Source organism: Rhodococcus sp. K11/5, from assembly GCF_055193735.1.
The window spans coordinates 418971-442333 of sequence record NZ_CM143721.1 but is presented as its reverse complement, the minus strand read 5'-3'; the positions used below and the strand labels follow the sequence as shown (position 1 = coordinate 442333).

Here is a 23363-nt window from a genome sequence, read left to right as displayed (position 1 = left end):
GCGCTCCGCGGATGGCATTCGCTCCCCCGAGGGCGTCGACCACTTCTCGATCGACAGGAGTTTCGAGTGTGACCGCGCGAACCGAGGGACGCCCCACGAGACTTCGGTGGTCCTTCCTCACCGACCTCCGACGGGCGACCCCCGTCATCCGGTTGCTGGTACTGACGCAGCTGACGTTCAACGTCGGCTTCTTCATGGTGGTGCCGTATCTGTCGGTGTATCTGACCGGCGAACTCGGACTCACCGCGGCGGCCGTCGGCGTCGTCCTCGGCCTCCGGACGTTCTCCCAGCAGGGCCTGTTCTTCGTCGGCGGCACGCTCGCCGACCGCTGGGGCATCAAGCCCGTCGTGCTGGTCGGATGCGTTCTGCGTGTGATGGGGTTCGTGGCCCTGGCGCTATCGGGATCGTTGACCGGCGTCGTCGCCGCGACCCTGATGATCGGGTTCGCGGCCGCATTGTTCTCTCCCGCAGTCGAATCCGCGATCGCGATCGAGGCGGGGACGAGCGAACGGGCGGGCGGTCCGAGTCGCATCGAGACGTTCGCCCTGCTGTCGGTGTGCAATCAGATCGGGTCGTTCGCCGGGCCGCTCGTGGGGTCGGCGCTGCTGCTCGTCGATTTTCGCGCAGCGTGCTACGTGGCCGCCGCCATCTTCGTCGGAGTCGTTCTCGCGCACCTGATGTGGCTCCCCGGCCGAAAGGGGGAACATCGCGACGAGCCGTGGCTGTCCGGCTGGAACGACGTGGTGCGCAACAAGCTGTTCCTGGTCTTCGCACTGGCCATGAGTGCTCAGCTGGTGGCCTACAACCAGCTGTATCTGCTCCTCCCCCTGGAGGTCGAGCGCGCGTGGGGTTCGCAGACCGTGCTCGGCTGGTTCTTCGCGCTCTCCGCCCTCCTCGTCGTGAGCACGCAGATGACGATCACCCGACGCAGCGGGAAGCACTCGGCCGGAAAGGTTCTGCCCCTCGGCTTCGCGGTCATGGCCCTCTCGTTCGTCCTCGTCGCAGCCACCTCACCCCTGGAATTGCGCGGTGCGGTGGGCCTGATTCCCGCCGGCGTCTTCGTCCTGGTGCTCGCGTTCGGGCAGATGATCGCGATGCCTCAGGCACGAGATCTGGTCCCGAAACTCGCGGGTGAGCGTCGCCTGGGGTCGTACTACGGATTCATGGCCTCGCTGGGCGGTGCGGCGGTACTCGCCGGTTCGGTGATCGTGGGCGCCGTCATCGACGCTGTCCCCGACACCGGGTGGGGCGCGTCGGTGCCGTGGTTGGTGGCGGCGGTCTTTCCGCTCGCCAGCGTCGTGGGGTTGCGAATCGTGCTCGCGCGCATGGCCTGAGCGGCCGCCGCGCCGGACAGCCGCACACCGCGCAGCAGTCCGCACATTGCCGGAACTGTGCGGAGCGCCGGGAGCTGTGCGTTCGCAGCGACCGCTACCGGCCGAACAACCCGTTCACGAACGGCACCGTGTCCGCCTGCGATCGGACGAACGCCCCGCTGTGATCAGTGTCGTACGTCCGGACGGTGAGGGGCTCGCCGTTGGCCGTCAACCGCGCGATGTAGGCCGCGGTGACGGGGAACGGTACGTCGATGTCCACCAGGCCGTGGCCCAGGAAGAACGGCTTGTCGAAACCCGATTCGGGCATCGCCATGTACTCGGCGAGCACGGCGATGAAATTCGGCAGGCTCGTAACAGGGGCGGTGAAGAAATCGCCGACCCTCACCCCGTCGACCAGCTCCTCGAAATCGGCGACGCAGGTGGTCTCGGCGAGCGCCGCGTACTGCCGACCGGTCGGGGTGAGGATGCTGTCCACGTTCAACTCCGGACGCGCGTAACGCAGGGCCGCCACGATGTAGCTCACGTACGCGGTCAGACCGGCGGGCAACGTGACCGGCGGGACGTTCGGCGCACCGATGGACATCAGCGTCTCGATGTACGCCGGGGTTCCGGTGCCCACCGCACCGCGGTAGTCGAGGTCCTCACCACCGAACTCGGTGGCGTACCGGGCGGTGTAGATCGCCGCGCCGGCGCCCTGCGACTGCCCGACGGTCACCCACGAGCGGGACAGATCGTCGCGAGAATTCCGAGCGGCCTTCACCATGTCGACGACGTTGTGGGCGGTGGATCGGCCGTCGAGATAGGCCTGCAGGCCCGGTGTTCCGAGTCCGGCGTAGTCACTGGCGACGATGGCGTACCCCTGCTCGATCCAGTTGGCGAGGTAGGGCAGGTCGCGATCCGGCGCGGCGGGGCCGACGACGGACGGAGCGCATGCGTCGTCCAGACCGGACGTGCCGTGCGCCCACGAGATCACCGGCCACCCGCCCTCCGGCGCGGTTCCGGGTGGCACGAACACGGTGCCGGTGCTCAGCGCCTTCTCCCCGAACGTGTCCGTGGTGACGTAGGTCAACACCTGCGCCTCTGCGGCGCCGGGAATCCAGAGTTCGCGTTGCAGTGCACGAGTCGCGACGACATCGCCGACCTCGCCCGAGACGGCGGATGCCGGCGCGGCGAACACCACACCCATCCCGGGGATCAGCAGTGCGGTCGCGAGCAGTGCACCCAGCCGTCGGCGCAGAGACACGAAGAACTCCTTCGTTCGGGTCGATCGCAATGGCGCTGTCGAGGTCTCGGCGCTGCTCGACGGTACAACGACCCGCCCTGGTGCGCGGGGAATCGTGACACACTCGACGACAGAAGTTCGGGTGCAATCCCACTTCTGTTATGTCCGTTTCGATTCGAGCCCGGAGTGACCCTTGCCCGACGCCACGACGCCCCACCGCTCGACGCCCCTCCGGATCGACGGTGGCAACGGGCAACTCGATGCCGTTCTCGAGGCTCCGGCGGGCGGCCCTCGTCATCGTCATGCACGGCATCACCGGGTCCAAGGACGATCCCGTCATCGTCGCGATCGCCGCGGCACTGCGGGCGCGGGGCGTCGCGACCCTGCGCTTCGATTTCAACGGGCACGGTGCGAGCGACGGAGATCCGGTGGACATGACCGTCCCCAACGAGATCGACGACGCCCTCGCCGTCCACCGGTACGCCCGCAGCCTGGACACGGTGTCGACGATCGGGCTCGTCGGGCACTCTCAGGGCGGGGTGGTCGCCGGACTGGTTGCAGCGCAACTGATCGACGAGATCACGGCGCTGGTTCTGCTCGCGCCCGCCGGAGTTCTCGAGGAGAATGCTCGACGCGGCGAGGTCCTGGGGGCGACGATCGATCCGAACGACATCCCCGAGCGTGTCGCACTGCCCGGGAAAGACTTCGCCGTCGGGCGCGAGTACATCCGGACCGCGCAGTCGCTGTCCGTCTTCGAGACCTCGGCGCGGTACCGCGGCGCGGTGTGCATCATCCAGGGCAGCGACGACGAGATCGTGCCGCTGAAAACCGCCGAGCGGTATCGCGACATCTACGGGCGCAGTGAGCTTCACGTGCTCGAGGGACAGAACCACGGCTTCGACCGCGACCCGGCCGAGCCGGCGGAGATCGCGGCACTGTTTCTGGCCCAACGACTCTCGCCGTCGCCCTCCTAGCGGCCGGTGAGCCCCGGCGGTACGACCACGAACTTTCCCACGTGGTCCTTGTCGAGGAACCGTTGCTGGGCCGACGCGATGTCCTCGAGCGCGAACGTGTCGGCCAGCAGAGGCGCGATCTCGCCGTTCTCGATGTAGGACACCAGGTTCGGGAAGACCGGCTCGTCCCACGCCGTGCACCCGAGGAGTGTGCGATCGCCGAGGTACAACTTTCTCAGATCCAGCTCGACCTGCGGGCCGGCGATGGCTCCGGACGTCACGTACGTCCCTCCCGGAACGAGAAGATCGAGCAACCCCGCGAAGCCCGCGCCGGCGACATTGTCGACGACCACGTCGACCGAGTTCGCCCCCAGCACATCCTTCGGGTCGACGTCTCGGTCGAGGACCGTCTCGACACCGAGCGCACGGACGCGGTCGTGTTTGGCGGCCCCCGCGACGGCGACCACCCGCGCGCCGCGCCGAACCGCGAGTTGCACTGCAGCAGAACCCACCCCACCCGACGCACCCGTCACGAGCACCGTCGATCCGCGCGTCACACGGGCCCGCTCGATCATGTTCTCGGCGGTTCCGTAGGCACAGGGAATGGTGGCCAGTTCCGCATCGGACCACTCGGAGTCGATCGCGAACACCTCGGTCTCCGGTACCGCGACGTACTGGGCGAACGCACCGTTCATGTCCGAGCCGAGCCATCGCGTCTCGCGCGAGGAGAATCCGTCCACCCGCATGCACGGACGAATCAGCACCCGGGTGCCCACCATCGACGCGTCGGCGCCCTCCCCCGCACCGACCACGCGACCGCAACAGTCCGCACCCTGGATCAGGGGGAACGGTGTGCGCGCGTTCCACCCTCCGCTCCCGTACCACCCTGTGCGGGTGTTGATGTCGGTGTTGTTCAGTCCGGCCGCCAGCACCTGCACGAGCAACTCACCTCGACCCGGCACCGGTCGGGGCACCCGGTCCACCACCAGGCGGTCGTACCCACCGACGCCGGTGGTCACCACGGCCGTCATGGCATCGTCGACGGGCCCGGTACTCGACTCGAATTCGGCCACGTCGTCATCCTACCGCACCGAGACGGGAGTGGAGGCGGAACCGCGCTGCTGAACGGGACGTTCGGACCCACAGCCGCACTCGCCCCCGCAGAACGCACAGGCCGGGAGCGATGCGTCCTGCTGGGCGGTGTGCGGATGCGCGGACATCCGCACACTCCTGCACGGCCGGCTCGAGCTGCTCCGGTGAGACAATCGATGCATGCGTTCCCGCGAGAAGATCCTCGACGCCACGCTCGAGGTCATCGCCCGCGGCGGGTTCGACGCGGTCTCGATCGTCGCGGTGTCGCGCGCGGCCGGGGTGACCCGGCAGACGATCTACTCCATCTTCGGCACCCGCGAGGCACTCGTCACGCAGGCCATGGAGGGCCTGGCGGTCTCGGTGCTGTCCGAGATCGAGGGCCGGCTCGGCGGAGCGTCGTCGGCGCGTGAGTACGTGGTGAACATGATCGTCGCGGGACGTCGAGCGGTGCGGGACCATCCTGTGCTGGCCACGTTGGTGCAGATGGACGCGTCGAACCCGGTTCTGCACTCTGACGTCATGGCGCAGGCTCAGCCCGTGGTGCGCGGTCTGCTCGAACCACTGGTCGACCTGGACCCGGCCATGGGTCCCGTGCTCGACGACGTCGTGCACATCACCGTGCGCCTCGGCATGTCGGTGGTCCTCTTCGACGATGCCCGCCTCGCGCACGACGACGACCTCAGGGCGTTCCTGACTCGATGGTTGCCGCCCGACATGACCGGCGGAAGCCTCACCAAACCTTGACAGTTGGACCCCGAAGTGTCTAACTAGTCGCACCCGAGGCGGTCCTCGGGTGCCTCGACGGGGACGCACTCATGCGGATCGAGGCCCATCTCGAATGTGGGGGAACCGACCGTGTCCGCTCTCGATCGTCGTTCGTTCCTCGTCGGTTCCGCCGGGGCACTGATGTCCGCCGGGGCACTGATGTCCGCCGGGGCACTGATGCTCGACGCCGCCTCGCCCGCACGCGCTGCCGGCATCGGCGCCCGCGTTCAACGGATCCCACTCGTCCGCGAGGACCATCGCGTGGTGGTCGTCGGCTCGGGTTTCGGCGGGGGAGTGTCGGCCCTTCGGTTCGCGGAGGCCGGGGTGCCGGTGACCGTTCTCGAACGCGGTCTTCGCTGGCCGACGGGGCCGAATTCCACCACCTTCCCGCGGGCGACGGCACCCGACCGACGCATCCTCTGGTACGACTCGGGGAAGAACCTGTTCGGCCGGGACCTCGACGTCGATCCGTTCACCGGCCTGATCGAAGCGGTCCCCGGCGAGAACATGACGGTGCTCTGCCCGTCCGGCGTGGGCGGCGGCTCCCTGGTGTACCAGGGCATGTCGCTCCAACCCGCCGAGGAGGTCTTCGCGACGCAGTTCCCCGCCGCGCTCGACTGGTCCCTGATGGACCGCGTGCACTACCCACGGGTGGCTCGCATGCTGAAACTGCAGGTCGCGCCGGATCGCCTCGTCGACAGCCCCACTTACGCTGCAGCACGGGCATTCTCAAACAATGCGCGACGTGCAGGACAGCCCGTGTCGAAGATCCCGATGCCCATCGAATGGCAGTTCGCGCTCGACGAACTGGACGGCCGAATGACGCCCTCCTACACCAACGGCGACGGCGCCATGGGGGTCAACAACGGTGGCAAGAACACCGTCGACGTCACCTACCTCGCGGCCGCGGAGGCCACCGGGCTGGTCTCGGTGCAGACGTTGCACCAGGTGACCGACGTCGAACGCGCGCCCGACGGTCGGTGGACCGTGTACGTCGATCGCATCGACACCACCGGGCGCGTCGTCGAGAACAAGATCCTCACGACCGGGACACTCGTGATGGCCGCGGGAAGCATGAACACCACTCGTCTGCTCATGCGGGCGTCCGCCTCCGGCCGCATCGGCGACCTCCCCGACGGCCTCGGTGAACAGTGGGGCACCAACGCCGACCGCATCTACTCCTGGACGTCGTTCGAGCACGAATTCGGTGCGACCCAGGGTGGACCGGTGGTCTTCGGCAGCCTCGACTGGTCGGATCCGTCGACGGCATCGACCGTCATCCAGGCGTCCCTGCCACCGATCGGATTCGATTCTCGCACCACGACTCTCGTCGGATACGGCGTGAGCGACGCGCGCGGCCGCTTCGTGTACGACTCCGCGCGTGACGACGCGATTCTGCGGTGGCCACGCGAGGGCGACGCCGCCATCCAGACCGGAACGATCGACCCTCGCGTTCGAGCGATCGCGGGACCGCAGAGTGTCCTCGTCGACACCAACGCGGTGTTCCCGTCCACGTGGCACCCGCTGGGCGGCGCGAACATGGACGTGGTCTGCGACCTCGAGGGCCGCGTGCTGGGACAGCGGGGCCTGTACGTCCTCGACGGTGCGCTGATTCCCGGGAACTGCGCAGCCTGCAATCCGTCGCTGACCATCGCGGCGGTCGCCGAACGCGCGATGGACACCATCGTCGCGCGAGACGTCGGGACCGTGATCTGACCATCCGACCGTGCAACCTCAGGTGACGACCGACGACAGGAACCCCATCGTGCACAACACTTCTCGTACCCTTCGTACCCTGACCGTGGTGGTGATGCTCGTTGCCGCCGGTCTGGTGGGAGCGGTCGACGCGCGCGGCGACACCGTGGACGATTTCTACGTGCCGCCGGCGCAGTTCGACGACACCCCGGGCTCGGTGGTCCGAACACAGCCCATGTCACTGTTTCTCGCCGCCCCCGGAGCCGACGGGGTCTATCCCGCCTCGGCGGAGCGAGTCATGTACACCTCTCGGACCGAGCACGACGAGCCCGTCGCCGTGACGGGCACGTTCCTCGACACCGAGATTCCGTGGCGGGGCGACGGTCCGCGTCCCACGATCGTGGTGGCCCCGGGAACCGTCGGGCAAGGCGATCAGTGCGCGCCGTCGCGAGCGTTTCCGACGGCGGTGAACCTGGTGGCGGATCCGTTCTCGGCCTCGGTGAACCAGGAACTGGTGTCGTCGACGCTGTGGGGATCGATGGGCGCCCGGGTCTTCGTCACCGACTACATCGGGCTCGGCACCCCGGGCGTGCACACCTACGTCAACCGCATCGAACAGGCGCACGCCGTGCTCGACGCGGCCCGCGCCGCCACCGAGTTGTCCGGCGGCGCGGACGGTCCGATCGGCATCTGGGGTTACTCGCAGGGCGGCGGTGCCGCGGCCGCCGCAGCCGAGATGGCGTCGACCTACGCGCCGGAACTCGACATCGCCGGCACCTGGGCGGGTGCTCCGACGGCCGATCTGCTCGACGTGTTGGGAACGGTCGACGGGACCCTGATCGGCGGTGTGATCGGATACGCCCTGAACGGTTTCGTCGAGCGGAACCCCGAACTGCGTGCGCTGGTGGACGAACGCGTGAGCGACACCGGAATCGCCGTGCTGGAGTCGCTGAAGTCGCAGTGCATCGCCGACACGATCCTGCAGTATCCGTTCCTGCGCACCGAGACTCTGACGAAGGACGGACGGTCGATGCTCGACAATCTGCGCACCATCCCCGAAGCCACGGCCATCTTCGACGAGCAGCGGACGGGGAGAACCGCACCGTCGGCGCCGGTTCTGATCACCAGCGGCATCAACGACGACACCGTTCCCTACGATCAGGCCCGACGCCTGGCGACGCAGTGGTGCGACGGCGGTGCGGCGGTGACGTTCCGATCCAACCCCCTCCCGCCGATCCTGCCGGGGGCGGTCATCCCCAACCACTTCGGGCCTCAACTGATCGACGGTTACGGCGGCGCGGCGGCGCAGTTCCTGCTCGACCGGTTCGCCGGGGTTCCGACGTCCGGGTGCACCCTGGAGTAGCCGGACACGCCGCTCTCCGGGACTCGCCCCGGCCGGCTCCTCCGGCGACGCCAGTAGGGTCGAACGATGACGGTGCGAGCAGGTGTGGTGGTGACGGGAACCGAGGTGCTGGGCGGCCGGGTCACCGACCGGAACGGTCCATGGGTAGCCCAACGCCTCCTCGAAATGGGAGTCGACGTCGCTCACATCACGGTGTGCGGGGATCGTCCGGCCGATCTGACCGCCCAGTTGCAGTTTCTCGCGGATCAGGGCGTCGACCTGATCGTCACCACCGGAGGCCTGGGGCCCACGGCGGACGATCTCACCGTGGAGACGGTCGCCGCCCTGTACGGCCGTGACCTCCACCTCGACGTCGAGCTCGAGCAGCGCATCGCCGACATCGTGGCGCGGTGGCGAAGCCGGTTGTCCTCCGCGGTCGATTCCGAGCCGCTCCGAGCGGGAATTCGCAAGCAGGCGATGGTTCCCGACGGTGCACACTCGATCTCGCCGACCGGAACGGCTCCGGGCGTCGCGATCGCAGCATCGGACTCGGGATCGCTTCCCGCTGTTCTCGTTCTTCCGGGCCCTCCTCGCGAGTTGCAGGCGATGTGGCCGGACGCCATCGAGAGCGCACCCGTCGCCGCGGTGTTGGCGCGACGCGTGCAGGTTCGCCAGGACACCATCCGCGCGTACGGCCTGTCCGAAGCCGATCTCGCCGCGACCTTGCGCACGGCCGAGCGCGACATTCCGGGGTTCGGCGAGCTCGAGGTCACCACCTGCCTGAGCCGCGGCGAGCTCGAGATGGTCACCCGCTACGCCGACGCGGCGGCACCGTCGTACGAGCGCCTCACGGCCCTGATCGACGAACACCATGGCCGGCAGATCTTCTCGACGGACGGGGCCACCATCGACGACATCGTGGCGACGAGGCTGGCCGGTCACCGCATCGCGACGGCGGAGTCGTGCACCGGAGGCATGATCGCGGCCCGGCTCACCGATCGAGCCGGATCCTCGGCCTACGTGATCGGCGCCGTGGTGTCCTACGCCAACGAGGCGAAGATCGAACTGCTCGACGTCCCCGCCGAGATGATCGACGAGCACGGCGCCGTCAGCGAACCGGTGGCGGCCCGGATGGCGGAGGGCGCGCTGACCCGCGTGGGCGCCGACATCGCGATCTCGACCAGCGGCGTCGCCGGACCGGGTGGCGGCACCGACCTCAAGCCGGTGGGCACGGTCTGCTTCGCGATCGCCGTCGGTGACCGTCCGACCGTCACCCGCACCCTGCACCTCCCCGGCGACCGCACGAGCGTGCGATCGCTGTCCACGACAGCCGCGATGCACATGCTCGCCGATGCACTGGGCGCGGCGACCGTCGACTAGGGGCTTGTCACATTCGCCGGCTCCGCCTCGTCATCGTGTCGACGGGTTCCGCACGGGATCCGGTGACGAGAGGATGAGTCCATGCGAATCGCAGTGGCAGGCGGAACCGGCCTCACCGGCCGACTGGTGGTCGGAGGCCTCGAGGCGGCGGGCCACACGGCCGTGGTGCTGGCGCGGTCCACCGGTGTCGACCTGACCCACGACTCGCAGCGGGTGGACGAGATGATGACGGGCGTCGACGCCGTCATCGACACGAGCAATCTCACCACGATGAAGCGAGCCCGGTCCGAGGAGTTCTTCGGCGCCGTCACGGCGACCGTGCTCCGGGCGGCAGAACGAGCGGGCGTCGGCCACCACGTCGCACTCTCGATCGTCGGCTCGGACCGGGTGGAGTACGGCTACTACGCCGGAAAACGAGTGCAGGAGAGCTTGATCCGTCAGGGGAACGTTCCGTGGACGATTCTGCGCGCGACGCAGTTCCACGAGTTCACGGAGCAGACCCTGGGCATGACGAAGGGGCCACTCGCCGTGATTCCCGTGATGCGCAGCCAACCGATCGCGGTGCGAGAGGTCGCGGACCGGCTGGTGGAACTCGCAGTGGCGCCGCCACGTCGGTCGGTCGTCGAGATCGCCGGACCGCGGGTGGAGCACCAGCCCGATCTCGCACGTCGATTGCTTCGCGCTCGCGGATCGCGTCGACTGGTGATTCCCGTTCGCATTCCGGGCGCCGGCGGGCGAGGCATGGCGGACGGCAGCCTGCTTCCCACCGACGACGGTCCTCGCGGCCGGGAGACGTTCACCGACTGGTTGTCGACCACCGCGACGCCGGCGCGGGGATGACGGTTCCGGACCTCGCCGAGGATTTTCTGCGTGCGCGCCCGCGGTTGGTGCGCATCGCCTATGCGGTCCTCGGGTCGTACGCCGAGGCCGAAGACGTGGTGTCCGGCTGTTGGTTTCGCCTGACCGACGCCCACCACCGTGACCCGGTGCGGGACGTCGAGGCGTGGACGACGGTCGCCGTGGCCCGGATGGCACTCGACGTGTTGCGGTCGGCTCGGGTCCGGCGCGAGAACTACGTCGGTCCGTGGCTTCCGGAACCCGTGGTCGCCGCGGCGGACGACCCGGCGGAGCAGATCGCGGCCGACGAGAGTGTGTCGTTCGCACTGCTCGTGGTCCTCGAGTCGCTCTCCCCGGCCGAGCGGACGTCCTGGGTGCTGCACGATCTGTTCGGCATCCAGTTCGACGAGGTCGCCGACATCCTCGGCCGCACCCCGGCGTCCGTGAGACAAGCCGCATCACGAGCCCGACGACGCGTCACCGAGGGCGCGTCGCGATTCACCGTCGATCCCGTGCGCCACGGCGAGACGGTCCGGGCGTTCGCGCGTGCAGCCGAATCCGGCGACACGACAGAGCTTCTCGCCGTGCTGGACCCGAGCGTGGTGCTGACCAGCGACGGTGGCGGCATCGTGTCGGCAGCCCGGCGTCCGGTGGTCGGCGCGGATCGCGTCGCGCGATTCCTCCTCGGCATCGCCGCGAAGGTGGGCCCGACCCTCACCCTGCGGCCGTGCCGGGTGAACGGCCGGGACGGACTCGCACTCTCCGTGCACGACGCTCCGGCCGGCATCGTGTCGTTCGACGTCGATGCGCGCGGCCGGGTCGCTCGCATCGATCTCGTTCGGTCACCGGAGAAGTTGACGGCGGTGACCGACAGCGTGTGGCGCTGACGTTCGCACCGCGACGGCACACCACCGCGTCGGTAGGGTTCGCATCATGACCGGTGTGGGAGTTGTTCTGCGTCCCGAACTACCGCCCGAGACCATCGTCGACGCGGCTCGCCGCGCCGATGCGATGGGTGTCCACGAGGTGTGGCTGTGGGAGGACTGCTTCCTCTCCGGCGCCTTCTCCGTCGCGGCGAGTGTCCTCGCGGTCACCGATCGTGTGCACGTGAGCATCGGTGTCATTCCGACGCCGTTGCGCAACGTGGCGCTGACGGCCATGGAGATCGCCACGCTCGCTCGACTGCATCCCGGACGTGTCCGCGTCGGCCTCGGGCACGGCGTCCAGAGCTGGATGGGGCAGGTCGGCGACCGCGTGCAGTCACCGATGACGCTACTGCGAGAACAGATGTCGGCTCTGACCGCTCTGCTCGACGGCCGGTCGGTCGACGTGACGGGACGCTATGTCTCGCTGTCCGACGTGAAGCTCGGTCTGCCGCCGACCCGGGTACCGCCACTGCTGGTCGGGGCCACCGGGCCGAAGACGCTGGCCCTGAGCGGCGAATGCAGCTCGGGAACCATCCTCACGAGCGAGACGAGCCCTGAACAACTGCGGGAAGCCTGCGGCCACATCGGCGGCGGGGCCGGCCACGACATCGCCGGCGGGGCGGGCCACGACATCGTCGTCTACGTCGACTGCCCGACCCCGGACGATGCGTCCGCCGAACGCCTCCGCCGGTGGATCGATGCGGGCGCCACCACCGTCGTCCTGCAGCCTCCCGCAGATGTGACGGACCTGGACGCGCTGTTCGAGAAGGCGGTCGAGCTGCAGTCCGTCCTCGCCTGAGGTCCGGTTCCTTACCGACCTACCACCGATCCCTACGCGGAGCGCGACCCGGCGTCGACCGCCCGCAGACGACGAGTCCGTCGGGTCCGCAGGAACACCAGCAGCGCGAACAGGGCGAGAGCGATGAGGGCTCCGAGCAGCGTGGCACCACGGAACCCGGGCGCACTGGTGTCGAGGGTGCGCTGGCCGGCGTGCGCGGCGTTGCTGGTTCCGAGCACGACGGTGAGGGTCAGCAGGTTCGGGATCGCGGTGATCAGGGCGAGAACCACCGTCCCGATGGCGAGCGGCTTTCCGCCGCGCCGATTGCGCACCGCGAACGCACTCCAGAAGAACATCAGTGGCGCGAAGGTGCACAGCACGCCGAACAGAAGTCCGAACGAGATGCCACGCGTGAAGGTGCCGTCGGCGAGCGACTCGACGCGCAGACTCCACCACCGCGGCAGGAACGCCGAGAGAACGAAGTAGGCGACGACCAGAAGAACGAGCGCCGATCCGACGAGGATGGCGCGCCTCTTCCAGACTCCCGAGTTGCTCGACGGAACGGATGTGGTCGGATCTGCAGTCATACCGCGATAGTAGAGCGCGATAGTGCGCACGCGGCTCCACTACGCTGACCGCCGTGGATTCGGCCGGCGGCCGAGGGGATTCGAGGAGGACACGAGCGCGATGCGCACCGAAGAACAGGCTCTGAAAGTCTCGCTGATCGGGGTGCTCGTCGTGTCCGCGTTGGGCATCGGCTTCGGCATCGTGTCCGGCTCGTTCGCCATCCTGTTCGACGGCGTCTTCTCCCTGGTCGATGCCGTCATGACGGTCGTCTCCATCGCCGTCGCCCGCCTGATCGCGGCATCCGTGTCCAACACCCTGTCCCGACGCACCCAGGACAGGTTCTCGGTCGGCTTCTGGCACTTCGAACCGATGGTGTTGGCGGTCAACGCGCTGCTCATGATGTCCATCGCGGCGTACGCACTCTTCCAAGCGATCTCGGCGTTGTCGAGCGGCGGGCGCGACGTCGCTTTCGGCCCGGGCGTGGCCTATGCGGCGGTGGTCGTGGTGTTCACCTGCGTGATCGGGTACGCCGAACACCGGGCGAACAAGCGAATCGGTTCCGCTCTGGTCGCCATGGACGTCAAGGGATGGATCATGGCGGGTGGGGTGACCGCGGCCCTGCTGGTCGCCTTCCTCATCGGCATGCTGATCTCGGGCACCCGCTGGGAATGGCTGATGCCCTACGTGGACCCGGCGGTGTTGACCGTCGTTGCCCTGGTTCTGCTTCCGGTCCCGTTCTCGACACTGCGGACATCGTTGAGCGAGATCAGCTTGATCACTCCCGTCGCACTGAAGCAGCAGGCCGAAACCCTCGCGCAGCGCGTCGTCGAATCCGAGGAGTTCGACGACCACCGGGTCTATGCGTCCCAGCAGGGGCGGGCGCGCACCGTCGACTTCGTCTTCTACGTCCCGTCCGGATTGCCGCCACGACCGCTCGAAGAGTGGGATCGCATCCGTGACGGAGTGAGATCCGAACTGGTGGACGATGATCCGCACAGTTGGGTCACCGTCTCGTTCACCACCAATGCGCCACCCGAGACGGTTCCCCGGTGAGCGGAGTCGTCGTCAGGCGTCGCCGATCGGGACTCCCAGCGCGAGCAGAGCGACGTCGTCCTGCACCCCGTCACCGAAGCCGTTCAACACGCCGATGAGGTCGTCGACCACCCGAGCCGCAGTGGTCGGGGCCGCCGCGACGGCGAAGTCCTCGAGTGCGCCGGTGTCGTCGTACCGGAACCGCCCCGGACCGACGTGCGCCTCGGTCAACCCGTCGGAGTAGAGCAACAGCACGTCTCCGGGAGCCAGTACCAGCTCCGCGGCCCGGAAGTGCGGATCGGGGAGGGCTCCGACCAGTTGGCCGCCGACGGTGTCGACGTAGCCCGCCGTGCCATCGGCCCGCAGGTGCAGAGCGGGGGGATGTCCCCCGCTCGCCAAGCTGACGTGTACCGAGCCGTCCACCGGGGTCACGGTGCCGAACAGCACCGTACAGAACCGCGGATCGTCACCTCGAAACTCTTGCTGCAGGACAGCATTGAGGTTGTGCAGAACCGAGACCGGATCGCGGTCGAACACCGCCGCGGCCCGCAGGGTGTAGCGCGTCAGGGACGTCACGGCGGCAGCGGCCGCGCCTTTCCCGCTGACATCGCCGAGAAAGAAACCCCACGTTCGAGCATCGAGCGGGAAGAGATCGTAGAAATCGCCGCCCACCTCGTCCTCGGAAGCGTGGTGGTAGTACGCGGACACCTCGGTCCCGGTGGGTGAGGTCAGGGCCGGCGGGAGCAGGGTTCGCTGCAATGTCGTGGCCAGGATCTGAAGAGCGGTGCGCTCGGCCTCGGCGCTCTTACGGGCGTCCTCGGACTCACCCAGCGCGCCCTCCGACCGGGCCAGCGCATCCTCCGACCGAGTCAACGCCCGCTCCGCGACCGACTGCGCCGACACGGCGTCGTCGCGCGCCTCCACGAGACGCTGCTCGCGGATGCGGTGGGCCGTCGCGGCGTGCAGCGTCACGCGCACCTCGGCGCCGTCGTCGCTCGAACCGCGATTGGCCATGAGGAGAACCGACAGGGTGTCGTGCGGTCCCACCACGAGTTCGGCCATGGCCCCGGCCGGTGGGTCGGAGTCGGCGTCGGAACCGGCTGCGAGCAGGGCGATGACGGTGCCGGTACTCGACGGCACGAACAGATCGTGGAGCATCGATCCGACCACGCCCTCGGCGCCGATCATCCGGACCACCGTCGCGTTGGCGTAGGTCACCACGCTGGTCTCCGCGTCCACCACCAGAAAGCCGGCGGGGGCGGTGTCCAGCCACCGCACTGCTCTGTCGGCGGCGCCCGAACGGTCGTCAGGCCTGCCGTTGCTACCGTCCATCGCTCACATGTCTACCAAATCGAACGGTGTCGGATGACCCGTGACGTGTCGGTCAGCGGGATGACCCCACACGGGTGCGGATGTTGCGATCGGTCGCGGCGATGCCCTGCTGGATGAACGGCTCCACCAGTTTGGACAACGCTCGACCGGTCAGGCCGCCGGGAAACGTGTACCCGAACTCCACCCGCGCGCGGCTGTTTCGATCGTCGACCGGCTCGACCAGCCACCGCGACGACGTCTCGAAGCCGGCCACCGAACTCAGCGAGAACACCGAGCCGTCGACCCATTCGACGACGTCGACCGTCGACTTCAGCGTCTTGGGGCCGAGCTTCATCTGGGCGTCGAACCGGTCACCGATCCCCCTCGATACCGGCCCGACCGGCGCGAAATCGGTGACTCCGAACATCCAATCGGGGACGTTCTCGTAATCGGACAGGTACGCGAAGACCTCACCCGCCGATGCGGGCAGTTCGATCTCTCGGGTGATGACGGGCATGGATTCTCCGTGGTGTGTGCGGGTTGCGTGCGCAGTGCGTGAGACACCGCGTATCACTAACTTCTTACCCGACGGTCGGCGACGTGGTGAGACCCGCCCCCTCGACGGACTGCGCCCGGATCCGACGACGGTGATCGATACGATCCGTTCGTGGAGTTCCGGACCGACAGACTGCTCCTGCGCACGTACCGATCCGGCGACGACGCCGAGCTGCTGACGTACTACGGCGACCCCGACGTGTGCCGATATCTGCTGCACGAGCCGTGGACCGCGGACGACGCCGCGGCCGCCGTGGGCAGACGCGCGGAGAGAACAGGACTGGACGTCGGGGCACTCGCGATGGTGGCCGAACTCGACGGTGCCGTGGTGGGCAACGTCGAGGCATGGACGACGGACGACGAGTCGACCTCCGTCGAGATCGGCTGGACCTTCTCCCCCGCGGTATCCGGGCGCGGCCTCGCCACCGAAGCCGTCGACGCACTGTTGCGCCTCGTGTTCGATGTGCCGACCACTCATCGCGTCGTTGCGCAGATGGACGCACGCAACGATGCGTCCGCACGGCTCGCACGGCGAGTCGGGATGACGCAGGAGGCCCACTTTCGTCAGAACTGGTGGTGCAAAGGGGAATGGACCGACACCCTCGTGTTCGCACGGCTGCGTGGCGACCGCCCGACCTGATTCCGCGACACCGGAGTTCGTGACTCTGCGGACGTTCTATTCGCCGACATCGCGCGGCGTGGGTCTGCACAGGCTGCACACAACCGTGGCCATCAGGGCCGAATGTGCCGATCGGGGCATGGTTGTGTGCAGCTGGTGCACCGCTCGCTGATCGGACCCACGCGACCGGAGCGGACACGGGAGTTCACCCTCCAAGGTTGCGTCACAGGGTTCGCGGCGGGTAGTCAGGTGCAGATGAAGACCTACGATCTCCCCGGCACCGACCTCCACGCGTCGAGCATCGTGCTCGGACTGATGCGCATCGAGTCGCTGGCCGACGAGGAGATCCGCACGCTCGTCGAAACCGCCCGCGACGCGGGAGTGTCGGTGTTCGACCACGCGGACATCTACGGCAGCGAGCGCCACGCCTGCGAGCGCCGGTTCGGCGACGCGGTCTCGTTCGGGGCCGACCGTGACGATGTCGTCATCCAGAGCAAGGTCGGCATTCGTGACGGGTTCTACGATTTCTCGGCGGACCACATCCTCGCCACCGTCGACGAGTCGCTGGCGGCGCTGCGTACCGATCGCCTCGACATCCTGCTGCTGCACCGCCCGGACACGCTCGTGGAGCCGGCCGAGGTCGCCGCGGCGTTCGACACGCTGCACTCCTCCGGAAAAGTGCGACACTTCGGCGTCTCGAACCACACCCCCGGACAGATCGAGGTGCTGAAAACCGCTGTGCGCCAACCCCTGATCGTGAACCAGGTGCAGCTGAGCATCACGCACGCTCCACTCGTGGCGTCCGGGCTCGCCGCGAACATCGGCGGACTCGAGCAGTCGGTCGATCGCGACAACGGTCTTCTGGATCACGCGCGCCTCCACGGCATCACTCTGCAGGCGTGGTCACCGTTCCAGAAGGGGACGTCGGACGGGGTGTTCCTCGGAGACCGCGACCACTATGCCGATCTGGACGACGTGCTGCGCGCACTGGCCTCCGAACTCGGGACCACGCCCACCGCGATCGCGACCGCATGGATCACCCGGCACCCGGCCGACATTCAGGTGGTGCTCGGAACGACGAAGCCGGACCGAGTGCGCGAGGCCGCAGCAGGCTCGGACGTGCATCTCACCCGCGAGCAGTGGTACCGCATCTTCCGAGCCGCCGGTCACACACTTCCCTGACGCCGAATGAGCTACTTCGAGAACGACATATCGGTCTACACGGCCATCCGATCCCGACGCGACGTCCGCGCCGAGTTCGCCGGAGAGCCGATCGACGACGAGGTGCTCGAGCGCATTCTCGACGCTGCCCATCACGCCCCGAGCGTGGGCAACACACAGCCGTGGGATTTCGTCGTCGTGCGCTCACCACGGACCCTCGACGCTTTCGCATCGCACGTGGAAGAGGAACGTCGATCGTTCGCCGCGTCGCTTCCCGACGACCGCCGAAAGACGTTCGACCCCATCACCATCGAGGGAATCCGCTCCAGTCGGACCGGCGTCGTGGTCACCTACGATCCCGAGCGCGGAGGACAGCACGTCCTCGGACGCGCCACCGTCGACGACACCGGATTGTTCTCGGCCGTACTCGCCGTGCAGAACCTGTGGTTGGCGGCGACGTCGGAGGGCATCGGCGTCGGGTGGGTCTCTTTCTACCGAGAATCGTTCCTCGCGGACCTTCTGAGGATTCCGCCGCCCGTGCGGCCCGTGGCCTGGTTATGCATCGGACCGGTGACCGAGTTGCAGACGGAACCGGACCTGGAGAGGTTCGGATGGCGTCATCGGCGCCCGCTGGCGGAGGCCGTGCACCACGAACATTTCCGGGGCGAGTGACGGGTTCGCCGTGGACCGGCTGTCGTAGGTGGGGAGCGACTCCGCACCTACGACAGCCGGTTGCCGCGATCAGTCGGCGACGGCCACGAACTCGTTCGGGGTGACGTCGAGTTCACCGCTGACGGTGACCTCGCCGGTGGTCAGATCCACGGCGTGGATGCTGTCGGTAGCCGGTTCGGTGACGTAGGCGATGTTGCCCGCGATGGAGATTCCGGGATGCGGGTCCTGGCTCTCGACCGGGCTCTCCCACGCCCCGATGACGGGGTACGACGCGGTCACGGCCTTCGTTTCGGGATCGAAGACGTGCACGTTGCCGTCGGAAGCGATGATGTAGGCAAGGTCGTCGGGGCCACGAGCGACGCCCCGCCACGTGTACTCGGCACCGTCCGGCAGCGCGACCACGTCGAGGGTCTTCGCGACCGGATCGATGACGGTGACCGCCCCGAGGAGGTAACCCTCGGCATCGGCGTCGTCCTTGTAATCCCCGACGATCAGCGGGCTGGTCTCACTGACGTAGGCGTTGCCCATGCGTCCGTAGGGCTGGTCCGGCGCGTCGAGCTTGGTGATCTCGCCGTCGTCGTAGACCAGGGCGCCGTTCTCGCAGCCGAAGACCACGATCTCGTCCTGCGTCGTACCTTCACCGTGGACACCGGGGCACTCGTCGTTGCGAGCGATGACGGAACCGGCCGCGTCACGTACCTCGATGCCGGTGCGCCCGTTCGCGTTTCCGACGGTGGTGAGGAACGTGCCGTCCTCCAGGACGATCGAGACACCGTGGTGCGCCTCGACACCGGGGATGCTCTCGACCTCGGGGAGCCCGTCCGAGGATTCGAGTGCGGCGGTGTCGAAGATCGTGGTGTCGCTCGTGCCGTCGGCGTACAGGACGGTCTTGCCGCCGTGACGGACGACGTGACCGGCCTTCTCGGCCTCGAAAACGGTGTCGGTGAGCGCGGGTTCGTCCGTCGTGTCGGCCGCGGTGTCGAGTACCTGGAAGCCCTCGCTCGTGGTGACCATGACATTGCGGTTGTCACCGGCGAGGTTGAGGCGGGTGTAGTCCTCGGACTCGAAGTCCGCGACGGTCTCGAAGGTTGCCGCGTCGAGAACGAGCAGTCCGCCTTCGTAGGACACGACGACGCGATCGCCGGGCTCCGTCGCCGCTGCGGTGGTCGACTCGGTGCCGGCGTCGGCACCCGAGGAGCAGGCCGCGAGTGTCGCGACTGCCCCGAGAGTGAGCACCGTGATGCCTGCTCGTCGGAAGTAGGGAGTGCGCATTCAGGGTTCCTTTTCTGTGTGGGATGGAGAATCGATCAGGCGGACAGGCCGGTGGCGATGCGCTCGGTGTTGACGCGCATCATCGTGAGGTAGTCGGGAGCACCGCCGTCGGGACCGGAGAGGGACTCCGTGAACAGCGAGACGACGTCCACACGGATATCGGCTTCGCTGGCGAGAGCCTGGACGAGGCGGTCGGGCGAGGACGATTCGGCGAAAATCGTTCGGACACCGGTGGAATCGACTGCATCGACCAGATCGGACAGGTCCGAAGCGGACGGCGCAGCGAGGGTGGTGCCGCCGGGGATCACCGCACCGACGACCTCGAAGTCGAACCGGTCGGCGAGGTAGCCGAACACGTGGTGATTGGTGACGAGCGCGCGGCGCTCCTCCGGAATCGCGGCGAAGGCGGTGGACATCTCGTCGTCGAGAGTCTCCAACTGCGCGCGGTAGTCGGCCGCTCGTTCGGAGATGACGGTGGCGTCCGCGCCGTCGAGCCCGGCGAGCACCGGCTCGAGTGCGTCGACGACGGCGATCATGCGTGCCGGGTCGGTCCAGAAATGCGAGTCGGGACTCCCCGCCGCGTCGCCCTCGCTGTAGTCGAGAACCTCGATGGCATCGCCCGCGACGAACGACGGGACGTTCTCCGCCGAGGCCGCGTCGAGATGCTGTTGCAGACCTTCCTCGAGGCCGAGCCCGTTGGAGACGACGAGATCGGCCGAGCGGAGGCGAGCGCCCTCCTGTGCGGAGATCTCGAAGGAGTGCGGATCGGCGTCGGGCTTCATCAGGGTGACGACGTCGGCTTCGTCGCCGACGAGTTCCCCGACCACATCGCCCAGGATGTTCGTCGACACCATCACCGACGGTCGGTCGTCATCGGCCACCGAACACCCGGTGAGAGAGAAGAAGACGCCGAGTGCCGCCACCGTGGCAGTCAGGGACGACGCCGTTCGGAGTGATCGCATGGTCAGCGTCCCGTCTCTGCGGTGAAGGCAGGTTCCGTGTCGGTCTCGAACGTGCGCGAGATGCGGGCTCCGTCGGCGTAGTCGATCTCGTACAGCGCTCGCTCGGCGGGTGCGCTGAGATACGCGCGCTGCTGGTCGGCGACGAGCGTCGGGCTTCTGCCCTCGGCCAGAGATGCCGCGACGAGAGGGCTCGTCTCGGCGATCACCGATCCGTCGCCTCCGTCCATCACGAGGACGCGACCGTCGGACGCAAGACCGAGAATGTGCTCGTCGCTGTCGTCGACTGCCGTCACGTGCGTCAGGCGAGTGGGGGCGGGCAGCAGCGTCCAGGACTTCTCGCGGGTGTCGAGCAGCCAGATTCCCTGGTCGCCCGCCAGACCCGCGACCGTGGGACGCCCTTCCCGATTGTCGAACGACGTCGCCGGAGGAGCCGTCGCGTCGGCGGGATAGGGGATTCTCTCCACCGTCAGCTCGTCTCCGGTGGCCGATGCGAGCAGAGCGCCGTCGGAGCAACCGACGACGGCACCCACGCGGGTGGTGATGGTGCCGGCGGCATCCGGACACGGCTCGACGAGACCCGTCTGCTCGCCGTCGGCGGTGTGGCCGACCAGGGTCCGCGAGGGCCCCACGCCGTCGGTGACCAGCGCGAACGACCCGACGGGCACGACCATGCCGTCACCCGGCGGATTCTGCATGCGGAAGTGTTCGGAGATCTCGCCCTTCGACAGTGCCTCGGTGTCGAGCAGCACGGCGTCGCCGGAGTCGGGGAAGTAGACCCCGGTGCCTCCGGAGGTGGACAGGTTCGACGTGGCGACCGCCGCCTCGCCGTCGCCCTCGACGGTGCCGAGAAGCCGGGGCTCGGCGCGGTAGTAGTGGAAGTGGTCGACGTGGTCCCAGGTCCAGACGCCGCTGTCGACGATCTCGATGCCCGCGTCCGTCTGGGCGAACAGGTAGCGGCCGTCCGTGGTCATCGCCTCGGGTGCGCCGATGGTGCCGAGATCTGCGACGGACTCGTCGAGCAGGTCCAGGTGGGACACCGCGCCGGCGGGGTCGATGGAGGTCAATCCCAGGCGCGGTTCGGCGAGTTCGGCGGCGTTGGCGATCGCCCCGTGGCCTTCTTCCGATGTCTGTTCAGCGGGTGCCGGCGCCGGCTGCTCGGTGGAGCAGGCGGCGAGACCGAGCACGAGGGTGCCGATGATGACGGCGGGGGTGGTGGTGATGCGGGGTCGCACGGGGTCCTTTCGAATGGGGCAGGGAAAGTCGGTCGACGGGTTCACACGTCCGTGGGCACTGTCGCTGTCGGTGCCGCCGACGACTGCGTTCGTGGTCTCAGCGTCGTGAGTGCGCTTCGTGTCGCCCACGACAGGCCCGCCACCGCGATCGCGGTGGCGGCGACCGAGGCCCCGGCGGCGGTGGCCGCGTGCCAGGAGATCAGCAGTCCGACGAACACCGACAGCACGCCCAGGACCGCGGCCAACACCATCCGAGTCGGAATTCGATCGGTCCACTGCCCGGCGGCCACGGCCGGTGCGAGCAGCAGGCCGACGACCAGAAGTGAGCCGACGGCCTGGTACGACGCCACGACCGCCAAGGTCACCAGCGCGACGAGTCCGGCCTGGGCGGAACGGGGCCCGAGGCCGAGAACGGCGGCGATCCGTGGGTCCAACGCGAGCGCGACCAACGGCCGATGGAAGGCGACCGCGACGGTCAGACCGACCACCACAGCCGCCGCCAGGAGAACGACATCGACCACCGTGATGGCCAGAATGTCGCCGAACAGGATCGATGTGGCGTCGGTCGCGAAGCTTCCGGAGTGGGAAATGACGATGACGCCCAGCGCCAGCATCGAGACGAAGAGCATGCCGATACTCGTGTCGTAGGACAGCCGACCACGTCGCTGAAGTCCGGAGATTCCCAGGCTCATCGCCACGGCGCTCAGGGCACCACCGACCAGAACGGGCGTGCCCAGAACAGTGGCGAGGGCGACCCCGGGAAGCATTCCGTGCGCCAGAGCCTCACCGAGGAATGCCATGCCGCGGATGACCACCCACGTTCCGACCACCCCGCACAGCACGGCCACGAGTGCGCCCCCGAGCATGGCCCGCTGGACGAACCCGAGCGCGAAGGGTTCGAGCAGCAGGCTAACGGTCGGTATTGTCACCGGGGCGATGTTAGGACAATGATAACGGTAATCAAAATCGTTAAGGTGGTGCGGTGAGCACATCCCGATCCGAACGACAGTCCGCCGCCCGCCTCCGTGGGGTCCGCGTGGAGTACTCCGGCCGCGCCGCCGTGTGCGACGTCGACCTGGACGTGTCACCGGGTGCAGTCACGGCGATCGCGGGACCGAACGGTGCCGGAAAGTCCACCCTGCTCGAAGTGATCGCCGGTACCACCGCGCCGACCTCGGGCACCCGGACCGCGACCGACCGCATCGCGTTCGTGCCCCAACGCGCCGCCATATCCGACCGGTTGCCGCTGACCGTGCGCGATGTCGTGACCGTCGGCGCCTGGGGTCGAACCGGACGGTGGCGCCGACTCGACTCCGAGTCTCGCGAGGCGGTGAACGTCGCCCTCGACCGTCTCGGTATCACCGACCTGGCCGCGACGCCGTTCGCGACACTGTCCGGTGGTCAGCGTCAACGTTCGCTGCTCGCCCAAGGTCTCGCTCGCCGGGCTGAACTGCTGCTTCTCGACGAACCCACCACCGGTCTGGACACGGCGAGCGGCGAGCGCATTCGCGAGGTGATGGACGCGGAATCGCAGCGCGGTGTCGCGGTGGTCTGCGTGTCGCACGACCCGTCGGTGCTCGATGCCGCCGATCGGGTCGTCAGGCTCGACGACGGCCGCATCGTGTCGTGACGCGTCGGCGGCGTGTGAGCGACGGC

Annotated in this window: 23 protein-coding genes; 14 read left to right on the top strand and 9 right to left on the bottom strand. The window is 68.2% G+C overall.

Features of this window, described 5'->3' with window-relative positions; translation table 11 throughout:
* Nucleotides 1-68: 68 nt before the first annotated feature.
* Complete coding sequence (locus ACY466_RS02175) at nt 69-1334, top strand: MDR family MFS transporter (protein ID WP_463249469.1); 1266 nt, start codon at nt 69-71, stop codon at nt 1332-1334.
* 94 nt (nt 1335-1428) lie between these two features.
* Here the strand turns inward: ACY466_RS02175 and ACY466_RS02170 are convergent, their stop codons facing one another.
* Nucleotides 1429-2520, bottom strand: coding sequence for a lipase family protein (locus tag ACY466_RS02170; protein ID WP_463252107.1), 1092 nt, complete (start codon nt 2518-2520; stop codon nt 1429-1431).
* Nucleotides 2521-2798: 278 nt separating this feature from the next.
* Between ACY466_RS02170 and ACY466_RS02165 the strand changes: the two genes are divergently transcribed.
* On the top strand, nt 2799-3530 hold the full coding sequence (locus ACY466_RS02165) for an alpha/beta hydrolase (RefSeq protein WP_463249467.1): 732 nt from the start codon (nt 2799-2801) through the stop codon (nt 3528-3530).
* On the opposite strand, the gene ACY466_RS02160 is transcribed toward ACY466_RS02165, so the two are convergent.
* Nucleotides 3527-4582 (bottom strand): alcohol dehydrogenase catalytic domain-containing protein, encoded by a 1056-nt coding sequence (locus tag ACY466_RS02160; protein WP_463249465.1) that lies wholly within the window; start codon nt 4580-4582, stop codon nt 3527-3529. The two genes, ACY466_RS02165 and ACY466_RS02160, sit on opposite strands and share 4 nt — an antisense overlap.
* A 199-nt stretch (nt 4583-4781) precedes the next feature.
* Between ACY466_RS02160 and ACY466_RS02155 the strand changes: the two genes are divergently transcribed.
* The 7 genes from ACY466_RS02155 to ACY466_RS02125 all read left to right on the top strand — a co-directional run bounded on the left by ACY466_RS02155 (nt 4782) and on the right by ACY466_RS02125 (nt 12345).
* Nucleotides 4782-5345, top strand: coding sequence for a TetR/AcrR family transcriptional regulator (locus ACY466_RS02155; protein ID WP_463249463.1), 564 nt, complete (start codon nt 4782-4784; stop codon nt 5343-5345).
* A gap of 111 nt (nt 5346-5456) precedes the next feature.
* Entirely contained in the window at nt 5457-7082 is a 1626-nt protein-coding gene (locus ACY466_RS02150) for a GMC oxidoreductase (protein WP_463249461.1), read from the top strand.
* Between the two features lie 94 nt (nt 7083-7176).
* The gene (locus ACY466_RS02145) at nt 7177-8424 is read left to right on the top strand and encodes a lipase family protein (RefSeq protein ID WP_463252106.1); all 1248 of its coding nucleotides are present in this window, start codon (nt 7177-7179) and stop codon (nt 8422-8424) included.
* A 66-nt stretch (nt 8425-8490) separates the two neighbouring features.
* Entirely contained in the window at nt 8491-9783 is a 1293-nt protein-coding gene (locus ACY466_RS02140; protein WP_463249458.1) for a competence/damage-inducible protein A, read from the top strand.
* A gap of 81 nt (nt 9784-9864) precedes the next feature.
* The gene (locus ACY466_RS02135) at nt 9865-10623 is read left to right on the top strand and encodes an SDR family oxidoreductase (protein WP_463249456.1); all 759 of its coding nucleotides are present in this window, start codon (nt 9865-9867) and stop codon (nt 10621-10623) included.
* A complete protein-coding gene (sigJ, locus tag ACY466_RS02130; RefSeq protein ID WP_463249454.1) occupies nt 10620-11507 on the top strand; it encodes an RNA polymerase sigma factor SigJ in 888 nt (295 codons plus the stop codon). Before ACY466_RS02135 ends, sigJ begins: the two co-directional genes overlap by 4 nt.
* Before the next feature lie 46 nt (nt 11508-11553).
* Nucleotides 11554-12345: an LLM class flavin-dependent oxidoreductase gene (locus ACY466_RS02125; RefSeq protein ID WP_463249451.1), complete on the top strand. Its 792-nt coding sequence runs from the start codon at nt 11554-11556 to the stop codon at nt 12343-12345.
* Nucleotides 12346-12377: 32 nt separating this feature from the next.
* Here ACY466_RS02125 and ACY466_RS02120 read toward each other — a convergent pair whose 3' ends face one another.
* Nucleotides 12378-12911: a permease gene (locus tag ACY466_RS02120; RefSeq protein WP_463249449.1), complete on the bottom strand. Its 534-nt coding sequence runs from the start codon at nt 12909-12911 to the stop codon at nt 12378-12380.
* 100 nt (nt 12912-13011) lie between these two features.
* Here ACY466_RS02120 and ACY466_RS02115 point away from each other — a divergent pair, with 100 nt between their 5' ends.
* A complete protein-coding gene (locus tag ACY466_RS02115) occupies nt 13012-13944 on the top strand; it encodes a cation diffusion facilitator family transporter (RefSeq protein ID WP_463249447.1) in 933 nt (310 codons plus the stop codon).
* A gap of 12 nt (nt 13945-13956) precedes the next feature.
* Here ACY466_RS02115 and ACY466_RS02110 read toward each other — a convergent pair whose 3' ends face one another.
* Together ACY466_RS02110 and ACY466_RS02105 are read right to left on the bottom strand one after the other, a co-directional pair.
* The gene (locus ACY466_RS02110) at nt 13957-15255 is read right to left on the bottom strand and encodes a PP2C family protein-serine/threonine phosphatase (protein ID WP_463249444.1); all 1299 of its coding nucleotides are present in this window, start codon (nt 15253-15255) and stop codon (nt 13957-13959) included.
* Between the two features lie 52 nt (nt 15256-15307).
* Nucleotides 15308-15751: an SRPBCC family protein gene (locus ACY466_RS02105; protein ID WP_463249443.1), complete on the bottom strand. Its 444-nt coding sequence runs from the start codon at nt 15749-15751 to the stop codon at nt 15308-15310.
* A gap of 150 nt (nt 15752-15901) precedes the next feature.
* Between ACY466_RS02105 and ACY466_RS02100 the strand changes: the two genes are divergently transcribed.
* The 3 genes from ACY466_RS02100 to bluB all read left to right on the top strand — a co-directional run bounded on the left by ACY466_RS02100 (nt 15902) and on the right by bluB (nt 18241).
* The gene (locus tag ACY466_RS02100) at nt 15902-16429 is read left to right on the top strand and encodes a GNAT family N-acetyltransferase (protein ID WP_463249441.1); all 528 of its coding nucleotides are present in this window, start codon (nt 15902-15904) and stop codon (nt 16427-16429) included.
* Between the two features lie 234 nt (nt 16430-16663).
* A complete protein-coding gene (locus tag ACY466_RS02095) occupies nt 16664-17590 on the top strand; it encodes an aldo/keto reductase (RefSeq protein WP_463249439.1) in 927 nt (308 codons plus the stop codon).
* 6 nt (nt 17591-17596) lie between these two features.
* Entirely contained in the window at nt 17597-18241 is a 645-nt protein-coding gene (bluB, locus tag ACY466_RS02090) for a 5,6-dimethylbenzimidazole synthase (RefSeq protein ID WP_463249437.1), read from the top strand.
* A gap of 69 nt (nt 18242-18310) precedes the next feature.
* Here bluB and aztD read toward each other — a convergent pair whose 3' ends face one another.
* The 4 genes from aztD to aztB are packed head-to-tail and all read right to left on the bottom strand — an operon-like array spanning nt 18311 to nt 22636.
* The gene (aztD, locus tag ACY466_RS02085; RefSeq protein ID WP_463249435.1) at nt 18311-19513 is read right to left on the bottom strand and encodes a zinc metallochaperone AztD; all 1203 of its coding nucleotides are present in this window, start codon (nt 19511-19513) and stop codon (nt 18311-18313) included.
* 35 nt (nt 19514-19548) lie between these two features.
* Entirely contained in the window at nt 19549-20475 is a 927-nt protein-coding gene (aztC, locus tag ACY466_RS02080) for a zinc ABC transporter substrate-binding protein AztC (protein WP_463249433.1), read from the bottom strand.
* Between the two features lie 2 nt (nt 20476-20477).
* The gene (locus tag ACY466_RS02075) at nt 20478-21707 is read right to left on the bottom strand and encodes an ABC transporter (RefSeq protein WP_463249431.1); all 1230 of its coding nucleotides are present in this window, start codon (nt 21705-21707) and stop codon (nt 20478-20480) included.
* A gap of 41 nt (nt 21708-21748) precedes the next feature.
* Nucleotides 21749-22636, bottom strand: a complete 888-nt coding sequence (gene aztB, locus ACY466_RS02070; protein ID WP_463249429.1) for a zinc ABC transporter permease AztB — start codon at nt 22634-22636, stop codon at nt 21749-21751.
* A 53-nt stretch (nt 22637-22689) separates the two neighbouring features.
* Between aztB and aztA the strand changes: the two genes are divergently transcribed.
* Nucleotides 22690-23337, top strand: a complete 648-nt coding sequence (aztA, locus tag ACY466_RS02065; RefSeq protein WP_463249427.1) for a zinc ABC transporter ATP-binding protein AztA — start codon at nt 22690-22692, stop codon at nt 23335-23337.
* Nucleotides 23338-23363 lie beyond the last annotated feature (26 nt).

Coding starts and splice junctions, on each gene's coding strand:
- ACY466_RS02115 (WP_463249447.1), top strand. CDS start 13,012: ATGCGCACCGAAGAACAGGCTCTGAAAGTCTCGCTGATCGGGGTGCTC.
- sigJ (WP_463249454.1), top strand. CDS start 10,620: ATGACGGTTCCGGACCTCGCCGAGGATTTTCTGCGTGCGCGCCCGCGG.
- ACY466_RS02125 (WP_463249451.1), top strand. CDS start 11,554: ATGACCGGTGTGGGAGTTGTTCTGCGTCCCGAACTACCGCCCGAGACC.
- ACY466_RS02135 (WP_463249456.1), top strand. CDS start 9,865: ATGCGAATCGCAGTGGCAGGCGGAACCGGCCTCACCGGCCGACTGGTG.
- ACY466_RS02155 (WP_463249463.1), top strand. CDS start 4,782: ATGCGTTCCCGCGAGAAGATCCTCGACGCCACGCTCGAGGTCATCGCC.
- ACY466_RS02095 (WP_463249439.1), top strand. CDS start 16,664: ATGAAGACCTACGATCTCCCCGGCACCGACCTCCACGCGTCGAGCATC.
- ACY466_RS02105 (WP_463249443.1), bottom strand. CDS start 15,751: ATGCCCGTCATCACCCGAGAGATCGAACTGCCCGCATCGGCGGGTGAG.
- ACY466_RS02170 (WP_463252107.1), bottom strand. CDS start 2,520: ATGGGTGTGGTGTTCGCCGCGCCGGCATCCGCCGTCTCGGGCGAGGTC.
- ACY466_RS02145 (WP_463252106.1), top strand. CDS start 7,177: ATGCTCGTTGCCGCCGGTCTGGTGGGAGCGGTCGACGCGCGCGGCGAC.
- ACY466_RS02110 (WP_463249444.1), bottom strand. CDS start 15,255: ATGGACGGTAGCAACGGCAGGCCTGACGACCGTTCGGGCGCCGCCGAC.
- aztD (WP_463249435.1), bottom strand. CDS start 19,513: ATGCGCACTCCCTACTTCCGACGAGCAGGCATCACGGTGCTCACTCTC.
- bluB (WP_463249437.1), top strand. CDS start 17,597: ATGAGCTACTTCGAGAACGACATATCGGTCTACACGGCCATCCGATCC.
- ACY466_RS02140 (WP_463249458.1), top strand. CDS start 8,491: ATGACGGTGCGAGCAGGTGTGGTGGTGACGGGAACCGAGGTGCTGGGC.
- ACY466_RS02120 (WP_463249449.1), bottom strand. CDS start 12,911: ATGACTGCAGATCCGACCACATCCGTTCCGTCGAGCAACTCGGGAGTC.
- aztC (WP_463249433.1), bottom strand. CDS start 20,475: ATGCGATCACTCCGAACGGCGTCGTCCCTGACTGCCACGGTGGCGGCA.